At 65.8% G+C, this 24,405-nt stretch carries 18 protein-coding genes, 1 tRNA gene and 1 riboswitch; of the genes, 10 read left to right on the top strand and 9 right to left on the bottom strand.

Annotation, left to right across the window (positions count from 1 at the left end; all coding sequences use genetic code 11):
* Positions 1–28 precede the first annotated feature (28 nt).
* The 4 genes from AB4Y92_RS18780 to drt2 all read left to right on the top strand — a co-directional run bounded on the left by AB4Y92_RS18780 (position 29) and on the right by drt2 (position 4,387).
* Positions 29–1,846, top strand: a complete 1,818-nt coding sequence (locus tag AB4Y92_RS18780; protein ID WP_441821040.1) for an autotransporter domain-containing protein — start codon at positions 29–31, stop codon at positions 1,844–1,846.
* Positions 1,847–1,895: 49 nt separating this feature from the next.
* Entirely contained in the window at positions 1,896–2,168 is a 273-nt protein-coding gene (locus AB4Y92_RS18775) for a DUF6053 domain-containing protein (protein WP_441821039.1), read from the top strand.
* 224 nt (positions 2,169–2,392) lie between these two features.
* Positions 2,393–2,466 (top strand) — tRNA-Gly (locus tag AB4Y92_RS18770).
* 634 nt (positions 2,467–3,100) lie between these two features.
* A complete protein-coding gene (drt2, locus tag AB4Y92_RS18765; RefSeq protein ID WP_441821038.1) occupies positions 3,101–4,387 on the top strand; it encodes an antiviral reverse transcriptase Drt2 in 1,287 nt (428 codons plus the stop codon).
* Positions 4,388–4,945: 558 nt separating this feature from the next.
* On the opposite strand, the gene AB4Y92_RS18760 is transcribed toward drt2, so the two are convergent.
* Both AB4Y92_RS18760 and AB4Y92_RS18755 read right to left on the bottom strand, forming a co-directional pair.
* The gene (locus AB4Y92_RS18760; RefSeq protein ID WP_441821037.1) at positions 4,946–5,830 is read right to left on the bottom strand and encodes a XamI family restriction endonuclease; all 885 of its coding nucleotides are present in this window, start codon (positions 5,828–5,830) and stop codon (positions 4,946–4,948) included.
* 32 nt (positions 5,831–5,862) lie between these two features.
* On the bottom strand, positions 5,863–7,521 hold the full coding sequence (locus AB4Y92_RS18755; protein WP_441821036.1) for an Eco57I restriction-modification methylase domain-containing protein: 1,659 nt from the start codon (positions 7,519–7,521) through the stop codon (positions 5,863–5,865).
* 488 nt (positions 7,522–8,009) lie between these two features.
* On the opposite strand from AB4Y92_RS18755, the gene AB4Y92_RS18750 reads away from it, so the two are divergent.
* From AB4Y92_RS18750 to AB4Y92_RS18730, 5 genes are all read left to right on the top strand, one after another.
* Positions 8,010–8,588 carry a hypothetical protein gene (locus AB4Y92_RS18750; RefSeq protein ID WP_441821035.1) on the top strand — a complete coding sequence of 193 codons (579 nt, stop codon included), beginning with the start codon at positions 8,010–8,012 and terminating at the stop codon, positions 8,586–8,588.
* Between the two features lie 361 nt (positions 8,589–8,949).
* Complete coding sequence (locus AB4Y92_RS18745; RefSeq protein WP_441821034.1) at positions 8,950–9,399, top strand: ATP-dependent zinc protease family protein; 450 nt, start codon at positions 8,950–8,952, stop codon at positions 9,397–9,399.
* Positions 9,400–9,458: 59 nt separating this feature from the next.
* Positions 9,459–10,367, top strand: a complete 909-nt coding sequence (gene rimK / locus AB4Y92_RS18740; protein ID WP_057941817.1) for a 30S ribosomal protein S6--L-glutamate ligase — start codon at positions 9,459–9,461, stop codon at positions 10,365–10,367.
* 613 nt (positions 10,368–10,980) lie between these two features.
* A complete protein-coding gene (locus tag AB4Y92_RS18735) occupies positions 10,981–11,664 on the top strand; it encodes a response regulator transcription factor (RefSeq protein ID WP_031371404.1) in 684 nt (227 codons plus the stop codon).
* A gap of 4 nt (positions 11,665–11,668) precedes the next feature.
* Entirely contained in the window at positions 11,669–13,012 is a 1,344-nt protein-coding gene (locus tag AB4Y92_RS18730; RefSeq protein WP_441821033.1) for a sensor histidine kinase, read from the top strand.
* A 409-nt stretch (positions 13,013–13,421) separates the two neighbouring features.
* On the opposite strand, the gene AB4Y92_RS18725 is transcribed toward AB4Y92_RS18730, so the two are convergent.
* The 6 genes from AB4Y92_RS18725 to ahcY form a co-directional block, all read right to left on the bottom strand.
* A complete protein-coding gene (locus AB4Y92_RS18725) occupies positions 13,422–13,880 on the bottom strand; it encodes a hypothetical protein (protein WP_441821032.1) in 459 nt (152 codons plus the stop codon).
* Positions 13,881–14,244: 364 nt separating this feature from the next.
* Complete coding sequence (locus AB4Y92_RS18720) at positions 14,245–15,159, bottom strand: branched-chain amino acid transaminase (RefSeq protein ID WP_057941821.1); 915 nt, start codon at positions 15,157–15,159, stop codon at positions 14,245–14,247.
* 109 nt (positions 15,160–15,268) lie between these two features.
* Positions 15,269–15,985, bottom strand: coding sequence for a hypothetical protein (locus AB4Y92_RS18715; protein WP_441821031.1), 717 nt, complete (start codon positions 15,983–15,985; stop codon positions 15,269–15,271).
* Positions 15,986–16,356: 371 nt separating this feature from the next.
* Positions 16,357–17,628, bottom strand: a complete 1,272-nt coding sequence (locus AB4Y92_RS18710; protein ID WP_441821030.1) for a M12 family metallo-peptidase — start codon at positions 17,626–17,628, stop codon at positions 16,357–16,359.
* 284 nt (positions 17,629–17,912) lie between these two features.
* Positions 17,913–18,737 carry a methylenetetrahydrofolate reductase [NAD(P)H] gene (gene metF / locus AB4Y92_RS18705; protein ID WP_441821029.1) on the bottom strand — a complete coding sequence of 275 codons (825 nt, stop codon included), beginning with the start codon at positions 18,735–18,737 and terminating at the stop codon, positions 17,913–17,915.
* A gap of 416 nt (positions 18,738–19,153) precedes the next feature.
* Positions 19,154–20,599 carry an adenosylhomocysteinase gene (ahcY, locus tag AB4Y92_RS18700; protein ID WP_441821028.1) on the bottom strand — a complete coding sequence of 482 codons (1,446 nt, stop codon included), beginning with the start codon at positions 20,597–20,599 and terminating at the stop codon, positions 19,154–19,156.
* A 76-nt stretch (positions 20,600–20,675) separates the two neighbouring features.
* A riboswitch (S-adenosyl-L-homocysteine riboswitch) is annotated at positions 20,676–20,752 on the bottom strand.
* Positions 20,753–21,062: 310 nt separating this feature from the next.
* Here ahcY and AB4Y92_RS18695 point away from each other — a divergent pair.
* The gene (locus AB4Y92_RS18695; protein ID WP_441821027.1) at positions 21,063–23,645 is read left to right on the top strand and encodes a prolyl oligopeptidase family serine peptidase; all 2,583 of its coding nucleotides are present in this window, start codon (positions 21,063–21,065) and stop codon (positions 23,643–23,645) included.
* Between the two features lie 40 nt (positions 23,646–23,685).
* Here AB4Y92_RS18695 and AB4Y92_RS18690 read toward each other — a convergent pair whose 3' ends face one another.
* Positions 23,686–24,060 carry a DUF3955 domain-containing protein gene (locus AB4Y92_RS18690; RefSeq protein ID WP_441821026.1) on the bottom strand — a complete coding sequence of 125 codons (375 nt, stop codon included), beginning with the start codon at positions 24,058–24,060 and terminating at the stop codon, positions 23,686–23,688.
* Positions 24,061–24,405 lie beyond the last annotated feature (345 nt).

Below are 24,405 nucleotides of genomic sequence, written 5' to 3'. Positions count from 1 at the left end.
CACCGTTAGTCAATCAGGGAAGTTCATGATGAAACCCGTTCGTACCGCGCTGGCCGCCGCTCTCGTGCTGGCCGCCGCTCCGGCCTTCGCCGCCGGCGATCCCTATTCGCAGACCGTCTTCATCGGCGACAGCCTCACCGACTCGGGCCACTTCCGCCCGGCGCTGATCCAGGCGGTCGGCCCGAACGGCGCGCTGATCGGCCGTTTCACCACCAACCCGGGCCTGGTCTGGTCGGAATGGCTGGCCGACTACTACGGCACCAACGCCACCAGCGACAACCAGGGCGGCACCAACTACGCCGTCGGCGGCGCGCGCACCGGCACCAACACCAGCGGCGCGCTGGGCGCGATTCCGTCGCTGGCCACGCAGACCGCCAACTACCTCGCCGCCAACGGCGGCCGCGCCGATCCCAACGCGCTGTACACCGTGTGGGGCGGCGCCAACGACCTGTTCGCGGTGGCCGGCGGCGCGCCGGCCCAGTCCACCATCACCAATGCGGTCACCGCGCAGATCGGCGTGATCGGTGCACTGCGCAACGCCGGCGCCGAATACATCCTGGTGCCGACGGTTCCCGACCTGGGCGTGACCCCGCAGTTCCGCGCCGGCGGCGCGGCGCAGCAGGCGGCCGGCACGCAGCTGGCATCGACCTACAACGCCGCGCTGTACGGCGGCATCGCCTCGGCCGGCCTGCGCGTGATCCCGCTGGACACGTTCAACCTGCTGCGCGAAATCACCGCCAACCCGAATCCCTACGGCATCAGCAACGTCACCGGCACGGCCTGCAATCCGCAGATCACCGCCTCGTCGGTGACCTGCAGCCCGACCAACACCGTACCGGGCGGCGCCGACACCTATGCCTTCGCCGACGGCGTGCATCCTTCGAGCAAGTCGCATCGCATCCTCGCCGACTACGCCTTGTCGGTGCTGGAAGGCCCGCGCTTCATCGCCTTGCTGCCGAACTCGGCTTCGACCGTCGGCCGCGCGCGCGCCGACCAGGTCGCCAACCACGTCGGCGAGCGTTCCGACGGCGAGGGCATGCGCTGGTGGGCTAACGTACGCGGCGACTTCCAGCGCTACGGCCACGGCGACCTGTACGACGGCGCCGGCCCGGCGCTGACCGGCGGCGTGGATTGGACCCGCGGCAATCTGGTGTTCGGCGCCTTCCTCGGCTACGGCCAGCAGAAGCAGGACTTCGGCCTGCGCAACGGCGAGTTCGAACAGAAAGACACCAGCATCGGCGGCTTCATCGGCTGGTACGGCCAGCACGCCTGGGTCAACGGCCAGCTGAGCTACACCAAGCTGGACTTCGACATCGACCGCAACGCCAACCTGGGCGCGGTGACCCGCGTGCATCACGGCTCGGCCGACGGCAAGAACGTCACCGCCGCGTTGAACGCCGGTTGGGAATTCGGCGAAACCCTGCGTCACGGCCCGGTGATCGGCATCCTGTCGCAGCGCATCGACGTGGACGGCTTCGCCGAAAGCGAACCGACGCTGTCTACCTCGCTGGCTTATCCGGATCAGAGCTTCGATTCGCTGATCGGCAGCGTCGGCTGGCAGGTCAACTACGCCTACAGCGAAGGCTTCCGTCCGTACGCGCGCCTGACCTTCGACCGCGAGTTCGAAGACGCGCCGAAGAACGCCTACGCGCGCCTGCAGACCGTGCCGGGCCTGGGCTACTACGCGGTCAAGGGCCGCGAGTTCGACCAGGACTACGGCACCTTGCTGCTGGGCACGCGCACCAAGCTGTTCGGCCTGGACGCCAACCTGGGCGCCAGCGTCACCGTCGGCCAGGGCGCGGGCAACACCACCACGGTGTTCGCGCAGATCGGCAGCGGCTTCTGAGCCGTCGCGGCCGCGGCGTTTCGCCGTGGCCGCGAGGGTTAGCGCTGGGATGAAACGAAAGACGCGGCGAGCGATCGCCGCGTCTTTTTTGTGGGGCATCTTCACTTCGGGCCCGATGCTGCCGGTTTTGTGGAAGGCCTTCAGGCCCGGTGCTGCAGGTTTTGTGGAAGGGCCTTCAGGCCCGATGCTTTTGTTTCAGGTCGCGGTGATCGGAACGAAGAGCATCGGGCCTGAAGGCCCTCCCACAAAAGTATCGGGCCTACGCAACTTGCTGCGGATTCAATCCGCCCCGGCTAACGATGCATCTCCGCACCGGCGCTGACGCCGCGCAGTCGATCGCAGAGGCCTTGGCCGCTCGAATGCGCCTGAAGAAGCGATGTCGGCGATTGCGGGCGGGCTGTGCCCGCGGGCAAGGTTTCGGCAAGGCGGGCAGCACGCGGATCGATAGCGCCGCCGCGGTCACGGACCGGCCGGCATTGCCGCCTCGGCGCCCCGGCGCACGCCGCGTTGCCAAGCCGGTACCCGGGCGCATAGACTTTCGGCTACGCGGGTGTAGTTCAATGGTAGAACTGCAGCTTCCCAAGCTGCTAGCGTGGGTTCGATTCCCATCACCCGCTCCACTTCCGTCACCCGCTCCTTCCTCGACCTTTGCCGCACGTAACGCGCTGACCTGCAAAGACTCCTGCGGACCTTCGATCACGATCGCGATGCCCCCATCAGGTATCGCCGTAGGTATCGTTTTTGTCCAAGCCCTATTAGTCCCGGCCCTATGGCAGCTGCGAACAGGGTCGACACGGCGTTTGGCGACCGCAACTGCAGCCACTTCGCTTTTTTTGGTGGATTTGCGCAACGAGGATCGGATGATCCCGATCACAGAGCCGCGCGGCTTCCCCGAAAGCAGTTAGTCGCAAAGGGGGGGTTCAGCGCTTGCAATAAATCAAGCACAATGCTAAAGGTGTGACGCCCGTTCAAAATGGCGAGCGGGGGCGTACTTAGCACGTCTGGACCGCGTCCGCAGCATGCTGCGACCGTAGGACCTACCAGGTGAGCGATGAGGCTCGACAACATTTCGACCACAATCGTGACCATTAGTTCCTCCGATGCGAGGCTATACGACGATCTTCGATCTGTGCGGTTAAACCCGGCTGTCGGCCGGGTGGGTAGGACGTATTAGATAACGTCCGGTGGTATCAACCAGGGGGGGTAAAGGTCGCCGCAGCCTGCCCCGCCCTGTAGAAGCCAAGGTGGCTCAGCGTGGGCAAGGACCCCCTAAAGACGTCACAAGAACGTCCGAAATCGGCGCTCGCCGCGGCGCGGTTGACGCGAGGTTACGTTCATTTCGACACGCCGCTGTCTCGCTCTGACTGCAAGCAACTGGTGACCAGTCCCGAGGCAGTTTGTAAGCACTCCTTCTACCCATTCCTCCGCGTGGACTTCGTACGAACGAAGTTCCAAAGGACTGGGCCAGGGCAAATCAAGCGGAGCAAGAAGGTTCGCGATATCCGGTACGCGTCCCACGCCGATGCCGCGATCTATGCGTACTACAACTTCATGCTCACGGAGCTTTACGAGCATCAGCTGGAGCTGCTTGAGCTGTCCGAAAACGTCACGGCATTTCGTGCACTTGGAAAATCCAACCTCGATTTCGCCCACGAGGCTTTCGATTGGATCAACAATAATCGCCCATGCGTTGCTCTTGGTTTTGATGTAAAGGATTTCTTCGGATCGTTGGACCACGCGATCCTCAAGGCAAGTTGGGCATCTTTGGTGGGGGCAAACTCTTTGCCCAGCGACCACTACGCAGTTTTCAAATCTCTAACAAAGCACGCCTCCGTGGAGCTGCGAGTTGCGCTGAAAGCGCTTGATCTCAGTCGCTCTAGCTTGGAGCGGTTGACTCGCCTATGCGAACCCGCACAGTTCCGCCAGCAGATCCGCGGCGGCAATCTTATCTATACCAATGCCAAGGGGCACGGTATACCGCAAGGCTCTCCGATAAGCGCTGCGCTTTCGAATATTTACATGCTGCCGTTCGACATCAAGCTCAAAGCTTATGTCGCGGAGCATGGGGGGCTATATCGCCGCTACTGCGATGACATCCTGCTAGTCATGCCGGAAACGGATGCGAAGTCCGTTTCTGAGTTTGTAGAGGTGGCTTTGAGCGATCTAAAGCTCACGATGCAGCACGCAAAGACACTCGTATCTCATTTTGGTGCTAGCAAGTCCGATCGCCCCCTTCAATACCTTGGTCTCGTCTACGATGGCGTCCAAGCGAGCCTTAGGGCGGCAGGCGTCTCTCGCTTCTATGTAAAGATGCGAAGGGGGGTTAGGCAGTATAAGGGGGCTAAGAAGACCGACGGAGGGACGCCTCTCTTGGTTCAGCGTCGAAAAGAAATCTTGAACCGATATTCTGTGCATGCAGAGAAGAAAAGCAGGACATACTTCAGCTATGTCAAGAGGGCGGCGCGTAAGACAAAGTCCGCTGCAATCCATCAGCAGCTCCGGATGCATCGCGCTCGATTGAAGTCACTGATGGAAACGTGATTTGCTTCTATAGAGCTTCTTGTCCTGTGCGATCAGCGAGAAGCGGGGGCGGTCGACGCACTTTGGGGCGCGCGATACGCTTCCGCATCCGCCAACATGGCGGAGCCTATTGCCTTGATGGTGGCCCCCAGCTACGCCGTGGCTTTCTACCGGTAGTGGATCAACACGCCGACGATCTCGATGTTGGCGAGGCGGTGCGCACGGACTTGCTGCACGTGTGGGCAACACGCTAGCGTTGCTGCCCTGTTTGTGTACCGCGGTAGGTATCACCGGTTCCCGATCGAGGCAGGAACAAGTGTTTGAACGACTTAGGAAATGGATGGGTTCGATGCAGTTCGATTCCCATCACCCGCTCCAACTTTCGAAGGGACAAGGCTGAACGCCTCATCCCTATTTTTGCTTTTCCGGGTCGCAGCGCGTCTTGGGGCGCGTCGATCCGAGTGCGGACCGCACTCATTCATCGTTCGGAATGCCTGGGCCCGGCCGCGGAGCTTTGCCGCCCGCTTCACCGCCGCGCTCTCGCAGGCGCAGCCGCAGAGCAGCCAGTGATCCCAAGACCTACCTGGTCGCGTTGACGAACCCACCCAAGTCATCCAGCCGATGCGCCCAGAACAGCGCAAGACTCTGCTGATCCTGCGCATGGGCAAGATGCCGCGTCTTGAACACGCCCGACAGCATGGCCGCGGGTACGACCTGCGATACGCCGAAGGCTTTGATCCAATGCGCGGCCTTGGCGGCGGCATCGTTGTTCAGGCGCTTGACGCTGTTCAAGGCGCTGTTGGAGACCTTGCACTCGATCAGAAGCAGGCGGCCGTCGTGCAGGGATACCACGATGTCGGCCTTGCGGCCGTCCACTTCCGATTCGCCGCAGAACGATCCGGGCGGGGGCGTGTCGCGCATGGTGTCGATCTTTCGCGGCGCTTCTTCGCGCAGTCCGAGCACGTCGCGAAGGTAGGCCTTCACCGCGCGTTCCTGATCATCCTTGTCGGCGTTGCGGCGGATGGTCGCCACGCGCTGGTAAGTCAGCAAGGATGCGGTGGCGACGATCGCGGCTTTCCATTCGGCCGGGCTGGGGCGGCGGGCGGTAATCACCCATTGAAACCGGAACGGGTCGAGCGTCTGCTGGATCGTTCGCAGAACGCTGCGCGCTTGCGAGGGTTTGCGCAGCGCGGCGCCGCTCAAGGTGGAGTCGGCGAGCACTTTCAGGTCGTCGGCGGAAATCGGCGGCGCGGCTAGGTAGCGCAGGGCGTCGCCGAGCTGCATGCGATAAAGCTGCGCGATTTGCCGGGAGTGGATGCGCTTGGGCGCGCGCAGGTCGAGTTCGCGGAAGACCGCGCGCACTTCGCGCCGGCTTGCGCGAAATGTCGCTTTCCACAGCGCCAGCGGCTCGCCCAGTCGCGCCCATCGGAAGGCCGAGACCGCGGCCTGCGTGTCTTGCGCCATTTCGGACGCCGTCCACGTCCGGGGCGTCGCCGTCATGCGCCCAGGGCGTCCAGGTTCGGAATCAGCACTCGCTCCAATTCTTTCGGCTCGAATTTGGTCAGGCCGCCGGCATAGGTGCGACCGTCCTCGGTGATGACGTTGTGGCGCAGCCAGCTCGCGAGCGCGTCGAGTTTCGCCGCCGGCATGTCCTGTCGCGGATAAAGCCCGTGGGCGATATTGATGTGGCGCGCATCGCACAGGTTTCGCACGAATGCCGGCGCGCGCCGCGCCATGTAGGTGGACAGGATCGGCGCGGGCTGTTTCAGGCCGACCGACCACCAGGCCTTGCGATGGCGGGCGATGTAGGACTGATCCGCGCCTTGCTGCCGCGCCCAGGTCAGGAAGCGCTTGACGGCTTTTTTGGCCTCGGCGTCGAGTACATCCAGGTCGGCCGGCAGATCCACCACGCAACGCAGCGGTTGCGCGTCATCCAGTTGCGCGCCGGCGGAGAGCAGATCGCGGGCGCGGGTGATGGTCGGGATCAGCACGCTGCCCGGCAGACGGCGCGCGTGCTCGCCCGCGATCCAGACATCGTTGCTGCCGGTCACCTGGCCGCGATGGACGCGGCACAGCTCGCCCAGTTCGACATAGCCTTCCGGAACGACCCGCGCCGGCTTGAACAACGGCGACCAGCGCGCGGCCTTGCGCACGTTGTCCCACGGCACCACGTCGCCTTTGCTCAGACCGTTGAGCGTCTCCATCGACTCGACCGCGCGCACGCGCAAGCCTTGCGACGGCTGACCGACCTTGAAGCAGGTGATGGCGCCGGTGGTCGCGGTGTTCTCGAACGGCATGGCGCGCGCGTCCAGTACGTGGACGGCGACACCGCCGAGTTGATCCGCCAGCAACCGGCGCAACGTGGCGCCGTAGTTCACGTCCAGCCATTCGGCCGAGGTGATGAACGCGCCGATGTCGTTCGGCTGCGCGAGCTGCAACGCGCGCAGGAAGAAATGGATATGCAGTCCGGCCAGTTTGCTCGCGCGCAGCCCGTAGGAATGCGCCGATTCGGCAAACCAGTTTTTCCACGCCTCGCCGATTTCATGATGGCGAACGTAGGGAGGGTTGCCGATGAACAGCGTGCGCCCGTCGATCCGCTCCAGCGCGGCCTGGCGGAAGTCCTCGACCACGATGGTCGCGCGCTCGATGCATCCGTGTACGGTGAGGTTGGCCCGCAGCATGAGCGCTGCGACCGGGTCGAGTTCGACGCCGATCAGCCGGGCCTGCGGAAAACGCAGCGCGGCGGCCATCAAGTAGCGGCCCGAGCCCGCGCCCGGATCGATCACGCGCTCGGGCGCGCCTTGCTCGGCGCACCAGCTCAGCATCGACTCGACGATGGGCGCCGGGGTGTAGACGGCGCCCAGGCGACGGCGGACTTCGGACGAGCGCAGGCGCAGGAAGACCCCGCCCAGCGGGTCGGAGCCTTGCCCGATCAGGCGGCGCGCCCGCTCGACCATGCTGCGGTCGGCCATCGGCGCGATGCCCTTGGCGGCGGCGCGCTCGGCGGCCGACAACGACGCGCCGCGCCCGGCCAGCGCCAGGCACAGGGCGATGAGTTCGCGTTCGTTCTGGATCAGCCGAGGCTCCTGCGGATGCCCCCTGCGCGCGGCTGGGGCACGGCGGACATCGGCAGGTTTCTTTTTCAGACCTGTCATGGCCATTCCCGTGCGATGGCCCGGCAGCGAAGATGCTGCCCGGGCCGACCTCGTATTTTTACCATGGGCGTCTCACGGAGTGATACCGGCGCGCTTGCCGTGCGGTATCGCTTCGGCGGTCGCGGTAGGTTCGAGCCGATGCGCGGCGGTGAGCGTTGCTGCGGTTTTGCGGCGGCTCGGGCCGGCTCGCGACTCGTTGCCAGATGCCACTGCAACGAGGATGGATCGGGCGGTTCCGTTATGCCTTTGTTAGTCCGCTGCCATCGCGCTCATTCGCGCTTGAACACGAGCCAACCACGAACCCGGCCGGTGCCGTAAGACCACTCGGTTTATGCGCACACTCGCCGCGCTGATACTCAGTAAGGACACGCGGGATGAGGCAAGGAATCCGTTCCCGGAGCGCGACTGCGCGCCCGGAACCGAGCGCCGTACAACAATCCACCGTTCCTGCGCGCGATCGCGCCGAACGCGCCGCCGCCGCGCTCTTCGTGCTGGCACTGCACGCAGGCTTGTTCTGGTTCGGCGAAAGTCTGCTCGCGCCGCTGCCGCGCAGGGCCGATGCCAGCGAAGATCCGCTGCTGATGTTGTTGCCGCCGCCGCGCGCCGCGCAGACCGCGCCGCCGCCGCATGTGCAACCGCCGACCGCCGCGGCATCCCACGCGCCGTATATCGCCGCACGACAACGCGACGACGCGCCCGCCACTGCACCGGCAAGCATCGACACACCCGCCGCGCCCAGCGCCGCCGAATCCGAACCCACCGGCCTCTCCGCGATCCGCATCGACCCATCCGCGCTCGCCGCGCCGCCGCGAATGCCCTGGGACGCGCCGGCGGGCAAAGCCTTCGACAGCCGCGCGCCGGCCTTGCCGGGGCAGGGCGCGCAACGCTTCAAGATGCAGGCACCGCGTTCGATCGCATCCACGGTGAAACAGATCGGCCGTCTGTTCGGCGGCGGCGGTCCGGACGACTGCCGGGAAACGCGCAAGAACATCCGCGACCTGGCCGTGCTCGGCGCCGACGCGGTCGCGCAGGAACTGGAAGAAGAACGGCGCAATTGCCGCAACTGAGCGCGCGCTCGCGGGCGCAGACCGTGTTTCGATTCTGAACCCTTCATCCGCGGCATCCCCGCGCTTTGGCGATGTAAAAAAATCATTGTTCCGCACCGGATACGCACAGCGCCGGCGGACGCATCGACGCTCGCGCCGCCCGCGAGTTAGACTGCGCGCCCGGTTCCGCAGTGGACCGTCGCGCATCGCTTCGCAGCCTCCGGCCGGGTCGATCCGCGGCGCTGCGATCCGATATGTACGGCGGCCGCGAGGTCGCCGTTTTTTGTCGCCACGGCGACGGCCTGGAATGAACCACGCCCGCGCGGCGCGGTCCAAGCCGCGTCGAAGCCACGCCAACCGCAATCGCCACATCGGAGGTGCGATGTCATCCAAGATCGTCCTCGGTTGGCGCGAGCTGGCGGTGTTGCCGTCGCTGGGCATCGCCGGCATCCGCGCCAAGATCGATACCGGCGCGCGCAGCTCGGCGTTGCATGTGGACGCGCATTGGCGTTATGTCGAAGCCGGCGAGCCCTGGGTCGGGTTCCGCCTCAGTCCCGGCGCGGTCGGCGCGGGCGAGGTCGAAGCCGCCGCTCCGGTGTTCGACGAACGCGAGGTCACCGACTCCGGCGGCCATCGCACCCGCCGCGTGTTCATCCGCACCGTGCTGAGTCTGGCCGGCGCCGAACGCGAAATTGAAATAAACCTGTCGGATCGTCGCGGCATGCGTTTTCCGATGTTGCTGGGCCGCACCGCGGTGGCGCAGGTGTTCACGATCGACCCGGCACGCTCGTTCCTGCATGGACGCGCGCGGCGCCGGATACCCCGCAGCTGAGCCGGCGCGCGACCGCGATCGCGCGACGCCATCTTTCTCACTTTCAGCCGACCTCTCCTATGAAGCTCGCGATCCTGTCGCGCAACACCAAGCTCTACTCGACGCGCCGGCTGGTGGAGGCCGCCCGCGAACACGGCCACAGCGTGCGCGTGCTCGATCCGCTGCGCTGCTACATGCGCATCGCCTCCGACGGGTTCCAGATGCACTACAAGGGCCGCGAAATCGCCGGCTATCACGCGGTGATTCCGCGCATCGGCGCCTCGGTGACGCGCTACGGCTCGGCCGTGCTGCGCCAATTCGAGTTGATGGAGACCTATACGCCGAACACCTCCGACGCGATCCTGCGCGCGCGCGACAAGCTGCGCAGCCATCAACTGTTGGCGGCCGAACGCATCGGCCTGCCGGCGACGGTGTTCGGCGACAACCCCGACGACACCGCCGACCTGCTGTCGATGCTCGGCCCGCCGCCGCACGTGATCAAGCTCAACGAAGGCACCCAGGGCGCCGGGGTGATGCTCACCGAGAAGCTGTCCGCGTCCAAGGGCGTGATCGAAGCGCTGCGCGGGCTGTACGCGAATTTCCTCGTGCAAGAGTTCGTCGCCGAGGCCAAGGGCGCGGACCTGCGCTGCTTCGTGGTCGGCGGCAACGTGGTCGCGGCGATGAAGCGGCAGGCGCCCAAGGGCGACTTCCGCTCCAACCTGCACCGCGGCGGCACCGCCAAGGGCGTGCGCGCCAGCGCCGCCGAGCAGGAGGTCGCGATCCGCGCCGCCCAGGTCCTGGGCCTGGGCGTGGCCGGCGTGGACCTGATCCGCTCGGCCCGCGGCCCCCTGGTCCTGGAAGTGAACGCTTCGCCGGGCCTTGAGGGCATCGAGGAGGCCAGCGGGGTGGACGTGGCCGGCGAAATCATCCAGTACGTGGCCAGCCGTTTGAAGACCAAACCGGCGCGTCGCACGGCCGCGAGACGCTGAACGGGGCCCCGGCCCGGGGCCGGGCTTGCCCGATTTCCGGCAAATGGCAAGCCGGGCAGGTCATCTGCCGGCGACCCGCCGAACGGCAGGTTCCCGGCGCGGAAGGGCTGGGCCGGCCCGATCGCAATTTCAAGTTGCGATTAACTTTTATTTAACATCGTTTTTAACGACGGTTTAATCGAAATCCGCGTAGCGTTACCCGTACCGAAGCTCTGCCGATCTTCCAAGTCACGCTCCTCGTCAGAACGTTACGGATAGGGATCTGGTCGTACGCAGGTTACGGTAATCGGGGCAATACCCTTTTGGCCCAGGCGCGGTGGCCCCGCGTCTGGGCCTTTGTTTTGCCCGCTTTTCAGGCATCGGCGGGCCCTCCGGGGCGGCCGGCGCCGGGCGCAGCTGAGGCGCGCCCCACCGGCGCGCGAGGGCCGTGACTTCCGGCCCATTCGCCGCGACGCGCTTTGGCCGATCCCTGTCTCACGTTTCCACTTCCCGTTCATTTTACAAACGCTCTGGCAGAATCCTCTGCTTGCCGCCGCTGCGCACTCGCGCAACGGCACCAATGGAACCCGGGCGCTCGATCGCGGTCGAACGCCAACCTACTGGGACGAGCCACATGCGCATACTCGTGATCGAAGACAACCAGGACATCGCCGCCAACCTCGGCGATTTTCTCGAAGACCGAGGCCACACGGTGGATTTCGCCGCCGACGGCATCACCGGCCTGCATCTGGCGGTCGTGCACGACTTCGACGCCATCGTGCTGGACCTGAACCTGCCCGGTCTGGACGGCCTGGAAGTCTGCCGCAAGCTGCGCAACGAAGCGCGCAAGCAAACGCCGGTGCTGATGCTGACCGCGCGCGACAGCCTGGACAACAAGCTCGCCGGTTTCGATTCCGGCGCCGACGACTACCTGATCAAGCCGTTCGCGTTGCAGGAAGTGGAAGTGCGGCTCAACGCGCTGTCGCGCCGCGGCCGCGGCGTGCAGACGCGCGTGCTCAACGCCGCCGATCTGGAATACAACCTGGACACGCTGGAAGTACGGCGCCAAGGCAAACTGCTGCAACTCAACCCGACCGCGCTGAAGATCCTGCAGGCGCTGATGGAAGCCTCGCCGGCGGTGGTCACGCGCCAGGAACTGGAAACCCGCGTGTGGGGCGAGGAACTGCCCGACTCCGACAGCCTGCGCGTGCACATCCACGGCCTGCGCGCGGTGGTGGACAAGCCCTTCGAGACGCCGCTGATCCAGACCCGTCACGGCATCGGCTATCGCATCGCAGCGCCTGAAAGCAACGGTTGATCGCGTGGCATCAGGGGATCCGGCCGCAACGCGGTTGAAAAAGAAGAAGCGCTTCCGGCGGCGGTTGCGCAGCCGCATCATTTTGTCGTTCGTGCTGCTGGGCTTCGGCCTGACCGCGATGTTCGCCTTCGCCACCAACTGGACCCGCACGCGGGTGGAAAACCAGTTGGTCGAGGATGCGATGAATCGCAACATCACCAAGGCCGCGCGGCAATTCGAGCTGGACCCCAGCAATCCGCAATTCGGATTCGACCAGGTGCGGGCGTTCGTCTACACGCCGGACAAGTTCGAATCGGTGCGGATCAACCGCCCGGAGTGGTACGAGCTCAAGGACGGCATCATCGGCATGAACGGCGTCGGCGAAGACGGCAAACCGTTCGCCTACCGCCTGGCGGTGCGCAAGACGCCGCGCGCGTGGTTCTTTCTCGCCTACGACATGACCCCGTCGGCGCGCAGCGAAATGCAATTCAACCGTGCGCTGTATCTGTCGGTGCTGGTGTTCACCCTGTTCTCGCTGCTGGTCGGCTGGTGGGCGGCGTCGCGGGTCATGAGCCCGGTGTCGGAACTGGCGTTGCGGATCAAACGTTCCGGCCGCAGCGCACAATCCGAGGCGCTGGCCGCGCATTTCCCCGACGACGAAGTCGGACAGCTCGCCGAAGCGCTGGACGACTACGCCGAGCGCCTGACCAACGTGGTCCAGCGCGACCGCGAGTTCAACGCCGACGTCAGCCACGAGTTGCGCACGCCGCTGGCGGTGATCAAGGGCGCGGTCGAGCTGCTGCTGTCGCGGCCGGAGCTGGAGGACAAGACTCGCAACCGGTTGTTGCGTATCCAGCGCGCCGAGCAACAGTGCACCGACCTGATCAGCGCGCTGTTGCTGCTCTCGCGCAGCGAGCGCGGGCACGGCGCGACCGACATCGCCAAGCTGTCGGAACAACTGCTGGAAGCGCATCGCGCCCAACTGGGCGGCAAGGCGCTGGCGCTGAGCGTGGAAGGCGCGCGCGGCCTGGTGGTGGACGCGCCGGAGGCCGCGGTCGCGGTCGCGCTGGGCAATCTGATCGGCAACGCGGTCAAGTACACGACCGAGGGCGAGGTGGTGGTGCGCTTGCACGATCACTCGGTGGAAGTGATCGACTCCGGCCCGGGCCTGAGCGCCGAGGACGCGGCCAAGCTGTTCGAGCGCGGCTACCGCGGCACCCATGCCGGCCATTCGCAGGGCGGCGGCATCGGTCTGTCGATCGTGCGGCGGTTGTGCGAGTTGTACGGGTGGGATGTGCGCGTGAAGCCGGGTGAGGTCAAGGGTGTGGTGGCTACGTTGACGTTTGGGGCTGCGGATCGGTTGAACTGATTGGTTGGCTCGGCGGGGGCTGACGGTTACGCCGGCGGGCTTCGCGACGGCTGCGATGACTTCTGCAATCTCGCTCGCTCGGAGTCTCTGAAATAGGGCCGTCATTCCCGCGGACGCGGGCTCTGCTTCACTTGGGCGGAGCCGAATATCCAGAGCCTTCAGCGCCATCTTTCCAGTCCGTCATTCCCGCGAAGGCGGGAATCCAGAGACTTCAAACGTTCTCGCACGAAAGGCACTGGATGTTCGGCTCCGCCGAAGTAAAGCGGAGCCCGCCTTCGCGGGAATGACGAGCAAAAAACGCGGATGCCCGGCACCCGACACCGACATCCTGCACCCGACACCCGACACCCGACATTCGACATTCGACATTCGACATTCGACATCCGAAGCGAAGCCTTCAAACCGCCTCTCAGAAAACCTGCACCCGCTTAACGCAAACCCGGCCGGTACTCTGCCCGGACGCCGACACCTCGCCCTGCGGATACACCGCAACGCGCATGCCCAGGCGATCGAAGTTGTCGTTGATGAAGCGGCCGTGCTCGCCGCGATACGGCGTGCGCTTGAAGCCCATCTCCTCCAGCGCGGTGGTGAAGCGCGGATAGTCGAGCCGGCACAGCTCGGCGAGCGGTGGATTCGCGTCGGGCGCGATGGGATCGAAACTGAAGTTGAAGCGCGCGCCTACGGTGCGCTGCGGATCGACTTCGAAATTCTGGTTCCACTGCGCGTCGAGCGCCTCGCCGTAGCCGTAACGCTGCGATTGATCGCGCGCGCGCTGCACCGGCACGCCCATCGTCCGGCTCAGGCGTTCGACCGTGAAGTCTTCCAGCCGCGCGCTGGTGCGGATCAGTTCGAGCAGGCGGGTGAGCATCTGTTCGGCGCGAGCGGCGGCCGGGGCCGCGGACGCCGTCGGCGCGTGCCTCACAGCGGGCGATGTGTCGGCGGAGGTATGCGCGCAAGCGCTCAGTCCGAGTGTGGCGATAACGGCGAGACAGGGAACTGCATGGCGGACGGACATGCCGGCCTCTCGGGCGAATGCGCTCAGCGAGCTATACGCGCGCCGCGGCGGCGCTGTCAAATGCATGCGTTGGATGTTGCGATGGCCGGCGCGTAAGCGCATCGCGATGGCCAGCGCCCAAAACGAACGACCCGCGGGCTAGGCCCGCGGGTCGTGGGATCGTCGATCGCGATATCGGCCGCGGCGATGCGCTCGCCGCGGCCGAGCGATGAGGCGATTACTTCACCGCTTCCAGCCAGCCGTACTTGTCCGCGGTCTTGCCGTTGAACAGGCCGAAGAACAGTTCCTGGATGCGCTCGGTCACCGGGCCGCGACGGCCGGTGCCGACCTGGCGGCCATCGACCGAACGGATCGGGGTGATCTCCGCGGCGGTGCCGCACATGAACAGCTCATCGCACAGGTACAGGTATTCGCGCGGCAGATCGCGCTCGATCACTTCGATGCCGACATCGCGCGCCAGGGTGATGATGGTGTTGCGGGTCAGACCGTTGAGCAGCGCCGCGCTCACCGGCGTGGTGTGCAGCGCGCCGTTGAAGACCAGGAACAGGTTCTCGCCCGCGCCTTCCGACAACAGGCCGGTGGACGCCAGCGCGATGCCTTCGCCGAAGCCCAGACGCCGCGCTTCGCGCGCGACCAGCTGGCCCGAAAGGTAATTGCCGCCGGCCTTGGCGCCGGCCGGAATGGTGTTGGGTGCGAACCGCTGCCAGCTCGACACGCAGGCGTCGATGCCTTCTTCGAGCACGCTGGCGCCGAGGTACTGGCCCATCTTCCAGGTCGCGACGGCGACGTCGGTCGGCGTGTCGGCCGACAGGCCGAAACCGCCCAGGCCGCGGTACGCGACCGGACGCAGATAATCGGTGGTGTGGCCGTTGGCCTTGATGACTTCGTGGCAGGCGTCGTTGAGCTGCGCCAGCGAATACGGAATGCCCATGTCGTAGATCTTGGCCGACGCGAACAGACGGGTGTTGTGGTCGTTCAAGCGGAAGATGATCGGACCGTTCGGCGTGTCGTAGGTGCGAATGCCTTCGAATACGGAAGAGCCGTAATGCAGCGCGTGCGACATGACGTGGGTGGTCGCTTCGGCCCAGCGCTTGATCGCGCCGTTATGCCAGATCCATTCGGGGTATTGCATCGTCGGCTTCCGTGGTCGGGTGGGGAAACCGCTATTGTGCCCTGCGCCGGTACTCCGGCCCAACCGACGCCGGGGTATGTGCTTTGCCGCACGAGGGCGGCATGCCCGTTCAGCCTTTGATCCACCAACAGCCGAAATGGCGGGTCAATCCGAACACCGTGCGCGACGGCGTGATGCCGTTGCCCAGGGTTTGCTCCAGGCGCAGCGCCACCGGTGCGCGACGTTGCGCGACCGGCGCGGCGGCTTCGCTCTGGACGGCGGCGGCGGCGGGCGGCGCGGCCTCGGCGTCCATCCCGGCCGGACGGCCCAGGCCGGTGGCCGGCGGCGGTGCGGAGGTGACCGGCGGCAACGGCGCGAGCGCGGCGTTGGGCGCCGCCGGCGGCAGGGTGGTCCATTCGCCGGCCGTAGGCGCGGCCACGGGCGCGGACGCCATCACTGGCGCGATGTCGAGCAGCGGCCGTTGCGCGATCGCGTCCAGGCGCTCGATCACCGAATAGGCCTGCGCGTCGGACATGCCGGCCCAGTGATACACCGAGGCGAGCTTGTTGCCGTCGTGCGCGTCGATGGCGTTGGTGATCTGGCCGACCAGATCGCGCAGATTGCGCGAGCAGCCGCCGGTGTAGGCCGGTGGTTGCGCTTGCGCGGCGCCGCGCGGCAGGCGATCGACGCCGCCGACGGTGGCGCAGTCGCGATCGGTGTAGACCGAATTGCCGCGCGTGTCCGTGCAGCGGCGGATCTGCGCCTGAGCGGCGCCGGGATGCAGCGCCATCGCGGTCAAGGCGAGCGGCGGCAACAGGGACAGGCAGAGTCGGGCGAACGAAGGCATCGGCGAAGACTAGCGCCGGGGAGCGGTTGTGGACAGTGCGCAGGGATGAATTTGCAGGTGGGGAGGGGCGGTGTGGCGGTTGTGGGAAGGCGTTCGATGGCTTCGCGGTGAGGCTTGAAGCGAAAGTTTCTGGTGATTTGAATGAAAAGCATCGGGGCTGAAGCTCCCTCCCACAAAAAACTTTCCGCTCGCGAAGTTTCTTGTGGGAAGAGGCTTTTGTGGGAGGGAGCTTTAGCCCCGATGCTTTCGTATCAGATACCACGAAACCCCAAAACGAACTCGCCGCCGCAAACGCTGCGGCGGCGAGCTTTACAAAGAACATCGAGCCAGACGCGGCTACACGGCCACATCAAGCGCGATCGCAACCATCATCAGCGGAACGCCGCCACCGTGGTCGCGCGTTCGTTCAACACCCGAGCGTTGTTGCTCTTGGCCGCGGTGCCCATCGGCGCACCGTTGTAGGTGATGTTCGGGTTCGACCAATAGTTCAGACGCGGACAACTGACCGGGCAGTTGTAGGCCATGATCGTGCGCCAGGCGTTGTTCGGACCCCAATAGCCGTGGCCGTAGGCATAGACCGTGTTGGTGCCGTTGCTGGGATCGTGGTGCGCGCCGAAGTTATGCCCGATCTCATGCGCGAAGCTGTAGTAACCGGTCATGCAGCTGGCGCCGACCACGCTGAAGGCGCTGGCCGCGTTCGAGTTCAGATAGCCCAGGCCGCAGTACGCCGGATCGGTGATGATCAGCACGCTGACGTCGGCGGTGATGCTGTTGCGGGTGGCGTGATAGTTGTCGAGATAACCGTCGGTGGTGCCGCGGAAGCGGCTGAGGTCGGTATCGAAACCGGCGGTGACGTAGCTGTTGGTGTATTGCCCGGCCAGCTCGAAGCGTACGTTGACCGCGCTGTTGGTGAAGCTCTGGTTGCTCTCGGTGATCGCCAGGTTGGCTTTGGTCAAGGTGTTGCCGACCGCGTTGGCGGCGGCCTGGGTGTAAACCACCATCACCCGCACCACCGCCGGCGCCTTGTCCAGGGCCGCGGCTTCGTTGAACTTGGGATCGTTGAGGAACGGCACGATCGGCTTGGCGCTGTAGGCCGCGGCCGGGTGATCCGGCGGCATCAGCGCTTCGTCGATCAGGCTGACGGTGTGGCCGCCGTTCTTGAGCGGATCGATGCGATACAGCTTGCCGCCGCTGCGCACGGTGCCGGACATCTGGTTGCCCTGGCGCACGATGATGGCGGACTCTTCCGGATCGTCGATCAACTCCGCGCCGGTGAACTGATTGATGCGCTTGAGCTGGGCCTTCGGATCGCCGACCAGACCCTGCCAGATCACGATGCCGTCGGGCTTGCTTTGCGCTTGCAGCTTGTGCGCCTTGAGGTTGACGCCGGGAGCGAGGTTGAGCAGCAGTTCCTCCTGATTCACGCTGATTTGCGCGGTGTCGGCGCGGACCAGATCGACCTTGACCGCGGCGCGTTCGGCCTTGACCGCCTTGTAGGCGGTATCGGTGTTGGCGCTGCGCAGCACGGCGTTGGCGGGCGAGGAGAACAGCGGGGCGGGCGAGGCGGCCGAAGCGGCGCCGGCGAAGCCCAGCGACAGAGCGATGGCGAGATTCAACGGCAGCAGTTTATTGCGTGCGGACATCATGATGCTCACTCTCCATAGAGGACCGCTGCGCGTCGCGAACCCGTGGCCTGGGTTCGCGTCGGCGGTCGCGAGGGCATCGCTCGTCGCGGCGATGCATCCTGCAAGCAGTGAGCTACTGCGCCGTCTCGGCGCTCAAGACCGAACTTGTCCTAGGACAAGCTCAAGGTGAGAACTGCCTTAGCAGTTCGTCGTAGGTATTAGACCTAGATATTATTTTTTGTGACGAACCGCATCCGTTTAAATGTACATGAACGGCTGTTTCGCGGCGGCCACGGGGCGCCTCAGGCGATGCGCGAGAGGACCGTCAAGGTCGGCTTGGCCAGATTGAGCGTGTAGAAGTGCAAGCCCGGCGCGCCGCCTTCGATCAAGCGGCTGCACAGCTGCGCGACCACGTCGGCGCCGAATTCGCGGATGCTGTCGGCGTCGTCGCCGTAGGCGTGCATGCGCTGAGCGATCCATCGCGGAATTTCCGCGCCGCACATGTCGGAGAAACGCCGCAACTGGCTGAAGTTGGCGATCGGCATGATGCCCGGCACGATCGGAATATCGATGCCGGACGCGCGCACGTCGTCGACGAAACGGAAGTAGGCGTCGGGGTTGTAGAAGTACTGCGTGATCGCGCCGTTGGCGCCGGCGCGGACCTTGCGCTTGAAGTTCTCCAGATCCGAATGCGCGTCGCGCGCCTGCGGATGGGTTTCCGGATACGCGGCGACTTCGATATGGAAGTGGTCGCCGGTTTCGGCGCGGATGAATTCGACCAGTTCGTTGGCGTAGCGCAGATCGCCGGCGCTGGCCATGCCCGAGGGCAGGTCGCCGCGCAGCGTGACCAGGCGCTTGCAGCCGATCTCGCGATACAGCGCCAGCAGTTCGCGAATCTCCACGCGCGTGCCGCCGACGCAGGACAGATGCGGCGCGGCGTCGAGCTTGTGCTTCTGCCGCAGCCGGCGAATGGTTTCAGGCGTGTAGCTCAGGGTCGAACCGCCGGCGCCGAAGGTGCACGAGACGTAGTGCGGCGTGTACGGCTTGAGCTTGGCCGCGGTCTTGTCGAGCTGGCTGCGCTGATCGTCGGTCTTGGGCGGGTAGAACTCGAAGCTGATGGGCAGCATGGGCGGGGCCGCGGCGGCGTGGGCGAGAGGTATGGGGATAATATCTCTTTATCGCGATGAATCAAATTTGTTTTGTTGTGGCGGGTTGGTCGTCGCGAAGGATGGGGCTGGGGAGAGGAGGGGGCGTTTCGCTTCCTGGTCGGCGAACGACAAGCGGGTAGAGCAAATCCCCCCTGCCCCCCTTTTTCAAAGGGGGGAACAGCAACGGCAACGGCAACGGCTGCAGCAACGGCGAGTGCGGGGGAGTCGTCGCCCTTGTGAAAATTCGCCCCCTTTGAAAAAGGGGGCTGGCGCTTGCGTGCTGTGCTTCAGACGAATCCAGCCGCGCCGGGGGATTTGCTTCGGCGCAACGAAAAAAACGGGCGCCCGAAGGCGCCCGTCTGTCATCGCACTAACCCGCCCGACGGCGGAGCCGATCAGTAGCGGTAATGATCCGGCTTGTACGGACCGTCCACCGACACGCCCAGGTACTTGGCCTGGTCGTCGGTCAGGGTGGTCAGTTTCACGCCGATCTTTTCCAGGTGCAGGCGCGCGACTTCTTCGTCGAGCTTCTTCGGCAGGATGTAGACCTTGGCCTCGTAGCTGTCCTTGTTCGCCCACAGGTCGATCTGCGCAAGCGTCTGGTTGGAGAACGAGTTCGACATCACGAAGCTCGGATGGCCGGTGGCGCAGCCCAGGTTCACCAGGCGGCCTTCGGCCAGCAGGAAGATCGAGTTGCCGTTGGCGAAGGTGTACTTATCGACCTGCGGCTTGATGTTGAGGTGCTTGGCGCCGGAAGCAACCAGCGCATCGACCTGGATCTCGTTGTCGAAGTGGCCGATGTTGCAGACGATGGCCTGGTCCTTCATGCCCTGCATGTGAGCCAGGGTCAGCACGTCCTTGTTGCCGGTGGTGGTGACGTAGATGTCGCCGCGGCCGAGGGTGCTTTCCACCGTGTTGACTTCGAAGCCTTCCATCGCCGCCTGCAGGGCGTTGATCGGGTCGATCTCGGTGACCACGACGCGGGCGCCGTAAGCGCGCAGCGAGTGGGCCGAGCCCTTGCCGACGTCGCCGTAGCCGCACACCACAGCGACCTTGCCGGCCAGCATCACGTCCATCGCGCGCTTGAGGCCGTCGGCCAGCGACTCGCGGCAGCCGTACAGATTGTCGAACTTCGACTTGGTGACCGAGTCGTTGACGTTGATCGCCGGGACCAACAGGCCGCCGGCTTCGGCCAGCTGATACAGACGGTGCACGCCGGTGGTGGTTTCTTCCGACACGCCCTTCCAGTCGCGCACGACGGTGTGCCAGAAGCCCGGACGCTCGGCGTGCACGCGCTTGAGCAGGTTCTTGATCACCTGTTCTTCGTGGTTGCCCGACGGGGTGTTGACCCAGCCGTCGCCGTTTTCGAGCTCATAGCCCTTGTGGATCAGCAAGGTGACGTCGCCGCCGTCGTCCACGACCAGCTGCGGGCCGAGGTGCTTGTCGCTTCCGCTGCCCGGGAAGGTCAGCGCGGCGAGGGTGCAATCCCAGTATTCCTCCAGCGACTCGCCTTTCCAGGCGAACACCGGCGTGCCGCTGGCGGCGATCGCCGCGGCGGCGTGGTCCTGGGTCGAGAAGATGTTGCACGAGGCCCAGCGCACGTCGGCGCCGAGGTCGCGCAGGGTCTCGATCAGCACCGCGGTCTGGATGGTCATGTGCAGCGAGCCGGTCACGCGCACGCCCTTGAGCGACTGGGCGACGGCGTACTTCTTGCGGATCGACATCAGGCCCGGCATTTCGTGCTCGGCGATGTCGATTTCCTTGCGGCCCCAATCGGCCAGGGAAATGTCGGCGACCTTGTAATCGCCTTCGGTCGAGAAGGTCTTGGGTACTGCGTTCATTGGGAGGAGCTCCAGTTCTTTGGGGAGCCGGCGGGATGCCGGGTCCGGCGAGCCTCGGCGGGGAACACCGATGGACTCAAACCGGGCGCCGTTGGGGCCTACACCTCGCCGAGCCTGGCCGTGGCGTTCACGGTCGCAGCGCCCCTCGGCGGGTTGAGCGCACAGTATATCGCGGCGCCCGTGGCGGCCGCACGACATGGTCCGCGCGGGCGCGCTGAATCCGCCCCGGGAACCCATGCCGGGCCGCCGATTACTCGCGCCGGGGCCCGCGCCGGCAAGGGCTTTGCACGGTCTGCCGGCATGGGCGCATCCGCCGCCGCCGGGCCCGCGGGCGGCCCCAATGGCATACGCCGGCGGTCGTGGCCGCGGGCTAAGCTCGGGCGGGCGCTGCGCACGCCCTGCGGCCGCGCCGGCCGCCGGGCGGGGCCGCAGCCGACGTTCATTCTTTGAGGATCGCATCGATATGAAATCCAACGCGCGAGGTTCCGGCCGCGACGGCCTGCTTTCGCCCAGCCGCCGTCGCGGCGGCCTGCTGCTGAGCCTGCTGGCGCCGGCCCTGGCGCTGGCGCTGCTGTCGCCGGATGCGTCGGCGCGCACCGCCAAGCCCGCTGCCGCGCCCGCGCCGCAGGCGATGGCCGACGGCTACCAACTGCCGCCCAAGCCATTGCAGGCCATTGTCGATGCGCCGCGGCCGCCGACGATGTTCCTCAGCCCACGCCGCGACACCATGGCGATGGTGCAAACGCCATCGCTGCCGGGCATCGCCGTGGTCGCACAGCCCGAACTCAAGCTCGCCGGCCTGCGCATCCATCCGCGCGTGCACGCGCAAAGCCGCTTCAGCTTCGGCGCCGGACTGAGCCTGCTCGATGTCGAAAGCGGCAAGCGCCTGGAGATCGAAGGCCTGCCCTCGCCGTTGTCGCTGGCGACCCTGCAGTGGTCGCCGGATCAACGCTGGATCGCCTTCAACCGCGTCGATGCCGCCAGCGGCGCCAACGAGTTGTGGCTGGTCGAACGCGAAACCCGCCACGCCCGCAAGTTGGTGTCCGGGCTCAACACCGTCGGCGGCAACGGCTACGCGTGGATGCCCGACAGCCGCCGCCTGCTGATCCAGTTGCAGGCCGAAGGGCAGGGCGCGCCGCCCGCCGGCGACGCCGCTCCGACCGGCCCGGCCGCGCAGGAAACCCAGGCCAGCCAGACCGTGCGCCAGATCCGCACCTACCAGGATCTGCTGCGCAACGAAAACGACGCGCGCGTGTTCGAGTACTACCTACGTTCGCAATTGGCCACGGTCGATCTGACCGGCCAGGTCGCCAAGGCCGGGTTGCCCGCGCTGTACACCGAAGCCGCGCCGTCCCCGGACGGCCGCCACGTGCTGGCGATCAAACTGGAACGCCCGTTCTCGTACCAAGTGCCGGCGTCGATGTTCGCCCACCGCATCGAAGTGCTGAGCCCCGACGGCAAGTTCGAACACGAAGTCGCCCGCGTGCCCTTGATCGACGGCCTGCCCACCGGCAACGACGCGGTGCCGGTCGGCGTGCGCGATATCGACTGGCGCAGCGACGCGCCGGCGACCCTGGTCTGGGCCGAAGCCCAGGACGGCGGCGATCCGGCGCGCACGGCCGAGGTCCGCGACGCGGTGCTGATGCAGGCCGCGCCGTTCGAAAATCCGCCGCAGACCATCGCGCGCCTGGGCTCGCGCTTCGAACGCGCGCGCTGGAGCGACGGCGATCTGGCGCTGGTCGATGAATTCTGGTGGAAGACGCGCAAGGCCAGGCAGTGGCGGATCGCCCCGGATCACGGCGACCGCGAGCCGGAGCTGGTGTTCGAAGGCTCCAGCGAAGACCGCTACAACGCGCCGGGCGACCCGCTGATGCAGCGCGATGCGAACGGCTTCGAACGCTTGTTGCGATCCAGCGATGGCGCCAGCCTGTACTACGCCGGCGACGGCGCATCGAGCGAGGGCGATCGCCCCTTCGTCGATCGCCTGAATCTGGTCGACAAGCAGAAAACCCGCTTGTTCCACTCGCAGGCGCCGTACTACGAAAAGCCGCTGATGCTGATCGACGACGCCGGCACGCGCCTGCTGACGATGCGCGAATCGCCGACCGAACCGGCCAACCTCAACCTGCGCGATCTGAGCCAGGCCGACGCCAAGCCGCGCGCGCTGACTCAGTTTCCGCATCCCACCCCGCAGCTGCGCGATATCAAGAAAGAGCAGATCCGCTACAAGCGCAGCGACGGCGTCGAGCTGACCGCCAACCTGTACCTGCCGCCCAACTACGACGCCAAGCGCAACGGCCCGCTGCCGATGCTGATGTTCGCGTATCCGGCCGAATTCAAATCCGCCGACGCGGCCAGCCAGGTCACCGGTTCGCCTTATCGCTTCAACGCGGTGAGTTACTGGGGCCCGCTGCCGTATCTGGCGATGGGTTATGCCGTGCTCGACAACCCGTCGATGCCGATCGTCGGCGAAGGCGATCGCGAGCCCAACGACACCTACATCCAGCAGCTCACCGCCGACGCCCAGGCCGCGATCGACGAAGTGGTGCGCCGCGGCGTCGCCGACCGTAACCGCATCGCCATCGGTGGCCATTCCTACGGCGCGTTCATGACCGCCAACCTGCTCGCGCACACGCGTTTGTTCAAGGCCGGCATCGCCCGCAGCGGCGCCTACAACCGCACGCTGACGCCGTTCGGTTTCCAGTCCGAGGAACGCAATTACTGGCAGGCGCAGACCACTTACGAGGCGATGTCGCCGTTCAACTTCGCCAACCAGATCAAGGACCCGCTGCTGCTGATCCACGGCGAGCAGGACAACAACTCCGGCACCTTCCCGATCCAGAGCGAGCGCCTGTTCGCCGCGATCAAGGGCCTGGGCGGCAAGGCCCGGCTGGTGATGCTGCCCAACGAAGCCCACGCCTATCGCGCGCGCGAATCGATCATGCAGTTGCTGGCCGAGACCAACCGTTGGCTGGATCTGTACGTGAAGAACGCCAAGCCGGAAGCGCCGGCCTCGGCCAAGAGCGCATCGCCCGCGGCGAAATAAGCGCGGCGGCCGCGGGGTGCGTTCGCGTTCCGCGGCCGCGTCAACGCGTCCGTCGCGCCGGAGCGCGCAGCAATGCGCGAACGCCGGCGACGATCGCGAGCAGCGCGCCTGTGAAGATCAGCAGCCAACCGATCGGCAGCAGGGCGAAGGGCTCGTGCAGGAAGCCTTGTTCGTCGATGGTCGAACCGATCAGGCCGAACGCGAGCAAGCAGCCGCCGCCCAATGCGAGCAGCGCGAGCGACAGCGTGGACAGTGAAAATAAACGGGTCATGGCGGGTTCCTGCGAGTGGGGACGTCGGATCGCGGCGATGTCGGCGCGCAGTGCGGCGACATCGGTATCGCGACGTTTCGCAGGTTGATTGGCGCTTGTGGGCTGGGGATGAAGCCAGGGTGAGGCGGCGCGGCGACGGTTCATGCGCGTCGCGATGGCGCGATCGATTCGTAGTGGCGGTGGTCACGGCGCAGAGCGGAGCCGTCGTCGCTCAGATCATGAACAAAAAAGCGGTTCCGCAGCCTTTTCCCGCAGCGATGCCGCGTTCGCGAAACGAATCGAACATTCGCAACTGCGACGCCGCCCGTGAGATTCGAATTATGTTAGCCACGACCTGGGGCCGCTCCCAGGTTTGACGATGAGCCGTGCGTCCTGCTGAGCGATCGGGTTCGCTCACCCAAGTTCACCGCCGCTCGCGCGGTGAAGGAGAAGGCCGCTGTTGCGGCCTTTTTCCGTGTTGGTGTTGAGGCTCGCGAATCGTCGCCGGAT

It is taken from the genome of Lysobacter sp. TAB13, assembly GCF_052113885.1.
GTDB lineage: Bacteria > Pseudomonadota > Gammaproteobacteria > Xanthomonadales > Xanthomonadaceae > Lysobacter > Lysobacter gummosus.
Note: the sequence above shows the minus strand (reverse complement) of the source record. Positions and strands in the feature narration are given on the sequence as shown.

Coding starts and splice junctions, on each gene's coding strand:
- AB4Y92_RS18720 (WP_057941821.1), bottom strand. CDS start 15,159: ATGCAATACCCCGAATGGATCTGGCATAACGGCGCGATCAAGCGCTGG.
- AB4Y92_RS18695 (WP_441821027.1), top strand. CDS start 21,063: ATGAAATCCAACGCGCGAGGTTCCGGCCGCGACGGCCTGCTTTCGCCC.
- AB4Y92_RS18690 (WP_441821026.1), bottom strand. CDS start 24,060: ATGAACCGTCGCCGCGCCGCCTCACCCTGGCTTCATCCCCAGCCCACA.
- AB4Y92_RS18775 (WP_441821039.1), top strand. CDS start 1,896: ATGAAACGAAAGACGCGGCGAGCGATCGCCGCGTCTTTTTTGTGGGGC.
- AB4Y92_RS18710 (WP_441821030.1), bottom strand. CDS start 17,628: ATGTCCGCACGCAATAAACTGCTGCCGTTGAATCTCGCCATCGCTCTG.
- metF (WP_441821029.1), bottom strand. CDS start 18,737: ATGCTGCCCATCAGCTTCGAGTTCTACCCGCCCAAGACCGACGATCAG.
- rimK (WP_057941817.1), top strand. CDS start 9,459: ATGAAGCTCGCGATCCTGTCGCGCAACACCAAGCTCTACTCGACGCGC.
- AB4Y92_RS18780 (WP_441821040.1), top strand. CDS start 29: ATGAAACCCGTTCGTACCGCGCTGGCCGCCGCTCTCGTGCTGGCCGCC.
- AB4Y92_RS18745 (WP_441821034.1), top strand. CDS start 8,950: ATGTCATCCAAGATCGTCCTCGGTTGGCGCGAGCTGGCGGTGTTGCCG.
- AB4Y92_RS18735 (WP_031371404.1), top strand. CDS start 10,981: ATGCGCATACTCGTGATCGAAGACAACCAGGACATCGCCGCCAACCTC.
- AB4Y92_RS18715 (WP_441821031.1), bottom strand. CDS start 15,985: ATGCCTTCGTTCGCCCGACTCTGCCTGTCCCTGTTGCCGCCGCTCGCC.
- AB4Y92_RS18760 (WP_441821037.1), bottom strand. CDS start 5,830: ATGGCGCAAGACACGCAGGCCGCGGTCTCGGCCTTCCGATGGGCGCGA.
- AB4Y92_RS18755 (WP_441821036.1), bottom strand. CDS start 7,521: ATGACAGGTCTGAAAAAGAAACCTGCCGATGTCCGCCGTGCCCCAGCC.
- ahcY (WP_441821028.1), bottom strand. CDS start 20,599: ATGAACGCAGTACCCAAGACCTTCTCGACCGAAGGCGATTACAAGGTC.
- AB4Y92_RS18725 (WP_441821032.1), bottom strand. CDS start 13,880: ATGCTCACCCGCCTGCTCGAACTGATCCGCACCAGCGCGCGGCTGGAA.